Annotated in this window: 5 protein-coding genes; 3 read left to right on the plus strand and 2 right to left on the minus strand. The window is 72.9% G+C overall.

All coding sequences use genetic code 11. The features are described 5' to 3' along the window. The first annotated feature begins 33 nt into the window (after positions 1-33). Complete coding sequence (locus ACFYZ3_RS28300) at positions 34-525, plus strand: MarR family transcriptional regulator (RefSeq protein ID WP_361008241.1); 492 nt, start codon at positions 34-36, stop codon at positions 523-525. Positions 526-625: 100 nt separating this feature from the next. On the opposite strand, the gene ACFYZ3_RS28305 is transcribed toward ACFYZ3_RS28300, so the two are convergent. Beyond that, positions 626-2,170 carry an MFS transporter gene (locus ACFYZ3_RS28305; protein ID WP_388523274.1) on the minus strand — a complete coding sequence of 515 codons (1,545 nt, stop codon included), beginning with the start codon at positions 2,168-2,170 and terminating at the stop codon, positions 626-628. A 132-nt stretch (positions 2,171-2,302) separates the two neighbouring features. Continuing rightward, positions 2,303-2,956, minus strand: a complete 654-nt coding sequence (locus ACFYZ3_RS28310) for a TetR/AcrR family transcriptional regulator (RefSeq protein WP_388523277.1) — start codon at positions 2,954-2,956, stop codon at positions 2,303-2,305. 325 nt (positions 2,957-3,281) lie between these two features. Between ACFYZ3_RS28310 and ACFYZ3_RS28315 the strand changes: the two genes are divergently transcribed. After that, positions 3,282-4,580 (plus strand): M6 family metalloprotease domain-containing protein, encoded by a 1,299-nt coding sequence (locus ACFYZ3_RS28315; RefSeq protein WP_388523280.1) that lies wholly within the window; start codon positions 3,282-3,284, stop codon positions 4,578-4,580. 59 nt (positions 4,581-4,639) lie between these two features. Continuing rightward, positions 4,640-6,232 (plus strand): IclR family transcriptional regulator C-terminal domain-containing protein, encoded by a 1,593-nt coding sequence (locus tag ACFYZ3_RS28320; protein WP_388523283.1) that lies wholly within the window; start codon positions 4,640-4,642, stop codon positions 6,230-6,232. Positions 6,233-6,340: the final 108 nt, after the last annotated feature.

Consider the following 6,340-nt stretch of genomic DNA (forward strand, 5'->3'; position numbering starts at 1 on the left):
ATGTTCAAGGAACCGTCTCGTACAGTGGGACGCATGAACGACGAACCCCGTTGGCTCACCGCCGAGGAGCAGTTGGTCTGGCGCTCCTACATCGAGGCGGCGACCCTTCTCGAGGACCACCTCGACCGGCAGCTCCAGCGCGACGCGGGCATGCCGCACGTCTACTACGGCCTGCTGGTCAAGCTGGCCGAGTCGCCGCGCCGGCGGCTGCGGATGACCGAGCTGGCCAAGTACGCGAAGATCACCCGGTCCCGCCTCTCGCACGCCGTGGCACGCCTGGAGAAGAACGGCTGGGTCCGCCGCGAGGACTGCCCCTCCGACAAGCGCGGCCAGTTCGCCATCCTCACGGACGAGGGGTACGAGGTGCTGCGCCACACCGCACCGGGCCACGTCGACGCCGTGCGCCAGGCGGTGTTCGACCGGCTCACCCCCGAACAGCAGAAGTCCCTCGGCGAGATCATGCGGATCGTCGCCGAGGGACTTCAGCCGAGCGAAGCGGGTGCGGACCTGCCCTGGCTGCGCTGAGCGCGCGGCCGGGGCAGGTCCGGGGGAACCGTGTGTACGGGGCGTCCCCTCCCCGTACACACGGGTGGAACAGGGGCCCGAGCGGGTATCGGGGCGGTCGTCAGTGGGCGACGACCGGCACCCGCAGCTCGTCCTCGGCCTCCTCACCCGCACCGGAACCGGTGACGGCGCCGCCGCCCGGACGGCCGGCGTTGATGAGGGTCAGGGCGATCGCGGCCGCGACGACCAGGATGCCGACGGCGAACCAGATCGCGCTGGTGTAGCCCTGCACCTGGCCCTCCAGCTGGACCAGCTGCTGCTGGGACCGGGAGGCCGCGCCGCCCATGTGGTCGGCGATGTAGGACGTGGTGGCGGAGGCGGCGATCGTGTTCAGCAGCGCCGTACCGATCGCGCCGCCCACCTGCTGCGAGGTGTTGACCATCGCGGAGGCGACACCGGCGTCCCGGGCTTCCACGCCCATGGTGGCCATGGACATGGCCGGCATGAACGCCGTACCCATGCCGAGGCCGAGCAGCAGCATGCCGGGCAGCAGCACACCGGCGTAGGAGGTGTTGATCTCCAGCTGGGTCAGGAACAGCATGCCGACGGCGGCGACCAGGAAGCCGGGACCCATCAGCAGCCGGGGCGCGACCCGGGTCATCAGCCGGGCGCCGATCTGCGTGGAGCCCGTGATCATGCCCGCGATCATCGGCAGGAAGGCGAAGCCGGTCTTCACCGGCGTGTAGCCCTTCACGATCTGCAGGTAGTAGGTCAGGAAGAGGAACAGGCCGAACATCGCGATGATGGCCAGGCCCAGCGAGAGGTAGATCCCGCCGCGGTTGCGCTCGGTGATCACGCGCAGCGGCAGCAGCGGGGCCTTGACCCGGGACTCGACGAGGACGAAGGCCAGCAGCAGCACGGCCGAGCCGACGAACATGCCGATCGTCAGGGCGTCGCTCCAGCCGTTGGACTCGGCGCGGGTGAAGCCGTAGACCAGCGCGACCAGTCCGAGGGTGGACAGGATGACGCCGGGGATGTCGAGCGGCGAGCGGTTGCGGCCGCCCTTGGGCTCACGGATGACGAGGTACGCACCGGCCGCGGCGACGATCGCGAACGGGATGTTGACGAAGAACGTCCAGCGCCAGTTCAGGTACTCGGTGAGGAAACCGCCGAGGATCAGACCCACGGCGCCACCGCCACCGGCGATCGCACCGTAGATGCCGAACGCCTTGGCACGCTCCTTGGCGTCCGTGAACATCACGGCGAGCAGCGAGAGCGCGGCGGGCGCGAGCAGGGCACCGAAGACGCCCTGGAGGGCGCGGGAGCCGAACATCATCGCCTCGTTGGTGGCCGCGCCGCCCAGCGCGGAGGCGACGGCGAAGCCGGCCAGCCCGAGGACGAAGGTGCGCTTGCGGCCCCACAGGTCGGCTATCCGGCCGCCGAACAGCAGCAGGCCGCCGAAGGCGAGGGCGTAGGCCGTGACGACCCACTGCCGGTTGCCGTCGGAGATGCCGAGGTCCTGCTGTGCGGAGGGGAGGGCGATGTTCACGATGGTGGCGTCGAGGACCACCATCAACTGGGCGAGCGCGATGAAGACCAGCGCTTTCCAGCGACCGGCGTCCGGGGCGTCGCTGACGCCGGAGGCCTTGACGGCTGCTTGAGACATGGGGATACCCACTTCGGACTTCGTGACGGAAAAAGATGAGAAAAGGGACGACTGAACCCGCACCGACGGCCTGCTGTCAGCGGCGGAGCCGAGAACCCGGCGTCGGTGGCGGTACTGGCGGTACTGGCGGTACTACTGGTCGCAGGGCCGGCGCAGGTCCTCCAGAGTCACGGCCGTTCCCGGGAGCACGGAGCGGGCAGGAGCCCGCAGCCCGTCCAGGAACAGCTGAAGATGGCGATGGACGAACCGGTCGGCGCTCACGCACCCCGTACCGGCCGGGGGCCGGCTGAGCTGGGCCGCGGCGATCATCAGATCGCCGACGCCCACGTCGCCGCGGAGCTGACCGGCCGCCTTCGCCCGGTCCATGACCTCGGCGACCAGGCGCTCGACCCGTCCGCGGGCCGCCTCCAGGTCGGGGTGGTGCTGGTCGAACGTGCTGGCCACCATGGGGCACAGGGCGCTGATCCGCTCGTCGGCGGAGGCGTGCACGAAGCGCTCCAGCGCCTCGAACGCGTCTCCGGTCTCCGCGAGGGCCAGCTCGGCCGCCCGTGCCGTACGGTCCATGACCGAACAGACGACCTCGCGGACGAGGGCGTCGCGGTCGGGGAAGTTGCGGTACACCGTGGCGTTGCCCACGCCGGCCCGGCGGGCGACGTCGTCGAGCGGCACGTCCGGCCCGTGCTCGACGAACATCTCCCGGGCGGCGAGGACGATCCGCTCCCGATTGCGCAGAGCATCGGCGCGGGGCCGGGCCACCTTGCGCTGATCGGGGATCGCGGTCTGCACGGCGCACTCCTTGGTGTCTGTGACGACTGTGGTGTCTGTGGTGTCGGCCACGGGTGTGGCGACTGGGTTCACGATCCGGGGAGGGAATCCCCGTTTCGCTCGGACACAGGTCTAAACGGGGAAACGATCCCCGGTTATTTCCCGCTTCCGAAGAACTTTCCGGTGACCTGAGTCACAACGGGATCCCGGCCCGTCCCCCGGTCGGCGGCTACCGGCGAGAAACCCACGATCGGCCTCTCCAGCGCGCGCCCGCCGACCCCTCGGCACAGGGTGAGCGCAAGGGTGCAGCCGGTGTCGGGCGGCTGCCGTGGCCGGGGAGGTCCGCATGCAGCCGCACGGGCAGGTGCAGCCGCCGAGCCGCCGCATACGCCCGCGCAGACTGGCCGCGGCCGGGACCGTCGCCGTCCTGACCCTGGCGCTCAGCACCTCGGCCGGCACCGGCCGGCTCGCGCCCGGCACCTCGACCGCGGGCCCCGGCCCCGCCGCCCTCTCCCGCTCCTCCGCGCACGGCCCCTGCATGATCAGCGGCGGCGCCGAGATCCAGATGTCCGAGGGCGTGCCCACCTCCACCGGCTACGCCCGCTCGACCGGCACCGTCCGCGCCCTCAACCTGATGATCGACTTCTCGGACGCGCCCGGCGAGGGCAAGGCGCTGGACCGGTACGCGGAGTTCTTCCCGCAGACCGAGGAATGGTTCCGCACCAGCAGCTACGGCCGCCTCGACTACCGCCCCGAGACCCCGGTCCGGGACTGGCTCAGGATGCCCAAGCCCTTCGCGGAGTACGGCATAGAACGCGGCGCCCCCTTCGAACCCGGCTACCGCAAACTCGTCCAGGACCTGGTCGCCACGGCCGACTCCAAGGTCGACTTCCGCTCGTACGACCTCCTGAACGTCCTGGTCACCCCGAACGCGGGCCCCTCCGCCCTGGACACCGTCCTGTCCGTGACCTTCGCCGGGAACCAGGAGGCCCCGGTCGCCGACGGCGTGCCGGTGGCCAACGCCTCCTTCGTCTACTCCCGCCAGGACGACGGCTCCGGCTCCTACGACGAGACCGGCTACCGGGTGCTCCCCCACGAGAACGGCCACGTCTTCGGCCTCCCGGACCTCTACACCCAGGAGGGCGGAGGTGCCGTCGGCCACTGGGACATCATGAGCGAGGACTGGGGCGCCAACAACGACCTCCTGGGCTGGCACAAGTGGAAGCTGGGCTGGCTCGACCCGTCCCAGGTGCACTGCGCGTCCGCGCCGGGGACCACGGAGTACACGCTGACCCCGCTGGCCCGCAAGGGCGGCGACAAGCTGGTCGTCCTCCCTCTGAGCGGCACCTCCGGCTACGCCGTCGAACTGCGCACCCGCGAGGGCAACGACGAGACGGTGTGCCGGCCCGGCGTACTGATCTACAAGGTCGACGCGGACGTCGACACCGGCATGGGCCCGGTGCGGGTGTACGACTCCCGGCGCGACAGCGGCGGCTGCACCCGCAGCCCCAACGTCCACGCCGAACTCTCGGACGCCGCCTTCACCCCGGGCGAGACCTTCAAGGACCCGCGCAAGGGCGTCACGATCAAGGTGTCGGAGAAGGGCGGCGGGGGAGACGTCCGGGTGCGGGTGACGCGGAGGTGACGGCCGGGCGATCGGGGCTACCGTAGGCGGCCTGCCGTGATCGCCGTACCGGAGAGCCGATGCCCGCCCACACCACTCACGACGCCGCCCGTGACGAGGCGGTCGCGCCGCTGCTGCGCGGCATCGCCGTACTCGGCCGGCTGACCGAGGCGGGCGACGGCACCCTCAGCCTCAGTGCCCTGGAGCGGACCACCGGCCTGGCCCGCTCCACGGTCGACCGCCTCACGGCGACCCTCGCCCGCATGGGGTACGTCCGGCTGGACGGCCGCGACGTGACTCTCGCCCCCCGCCTGATGGAGCTGGGCAACGCCTATCTCGCCGCGCTCCGCCTCCCCTCCCTGCTCTCCGCCCGCGCCGACGCCCTGGCCGACGAACTGGACGAGTCCGTGTCACTGGCGGTCGGCGACCGGGACGGCATCCGCTTCATCCACCAGGCCACCCGTCGGCGCGCTATGTCCCTGAGCTTCCGCATCGGCGACCTGCTGCCGGCCGAACGCACCGCCCCGGGCCCCCTGTTCGCCGCGGAGTGGACCGAACCGGACTGGCACCGCTGGCGGGAGCGCCGGGCGGCGGACCCGGGAGACCACTCCTTCCCCGCCGTGCCGCCCCGCGAACCCGGCGCCACCGGCGAACACGAGGCCCCCGGCGCGGACTTCGCCCGGCGGGCGGCGAAGGCGGCGGCCGACGGCTGGGCGCTGGACGACCAGCTGATCGAACCGGGCCTGGTCGCGGTCTCGGTCCCGGTACGGGACCCCGGCACCGGCCGGGTGGCGTGCGTGGCCAGCGTGGTGAGCCACACCAGCCGCCACACGGCACCGGACCTGCGGGCGGCCCTGCTCCCCGGGCTGCGCGCGGCGGTCTCGGCGATGGAGGACGACCTGCGCGCCGCACCGGCCCCGGAACCGGGACCGCCGCGCGCCGGTCTGGCCCTGTGGACGGGCGCCTCCAAGCAGGAACTGGGCCGGGAGTTCGTCGAGTCCCTGGCCCGCGGCCTGACCGTACTGACCGCCTTCGGCGAGGGCCGCTCCGCGCTGACCCTGACCCAGGTCGCGCAGGCGACCGGCCTGGCCCGCGCGACCGCCCGCCGGGCACTGATCACCCACGAGCGGGCGGGTCTGGTGGCGCCCGCCGCCGGGCACACGTTCACCCTCACCCCCCGGGTCCTGTCCCTCGGCTTCCCGCCGCTGTCCCGCATCTCCCTCCCCGAGATCGCCCAGCCCCACCTGACCGCCCTGGCCGACCGCGTCCACGAGTCGGCGTCCCTCGCCGTCCTGTCGGAGTCGGGCGAGGAGATCCAGTACACGGCCCGGGCGTCCGCGGCCCGCGTCCTGAGCGCCCGGGTCACGGTCGGCACCCGGCTGCCGGCCCGTGCGACGGCGCTGGGCCGGGCCCTGCTGGCCCTGCCCGAGGTCCGGGCGCAGGGCTACGCCCTGGTCGACGAGGAGCTGGAGGCCGGGCTGCGCGCCATCGCGGTCCCGGTGCGGGACCGTACGGGGCGGGTGGTGGCGGCCCTGAACGTCGCGCTGCACGCGGCCCGCCGGACCGCGGAGGACTGCGTGGCGCAGATCCTGCCGGAGCTGCGGCACACGGCGGACCTGGTCGAGACCGAGCTGCGGGTGGCGGGGCGCTTCTGCCGCGTGGCGGCCGTCTGACCCCCCGGCGGCAGCCGACGGGGCCGGGGGGGGGGGGGGGGGGGGGGGGGGGGGGCCGCCCCCCCCCCCCGCGCGGGGGGGGGCGGGGGCGGCGGGGGGTGTGTGGGG

Origin of the sequence: Streptomyces sp. NPDC001599 (assembly GCF_042893535.1) — a bacterium.
In the GTDB taxonomy this organism is placed as follows: Bacteria; Actinomycetota; Actinomycetes; order Streptomycetales; family Streptomycetaceae; genus Streptomyces.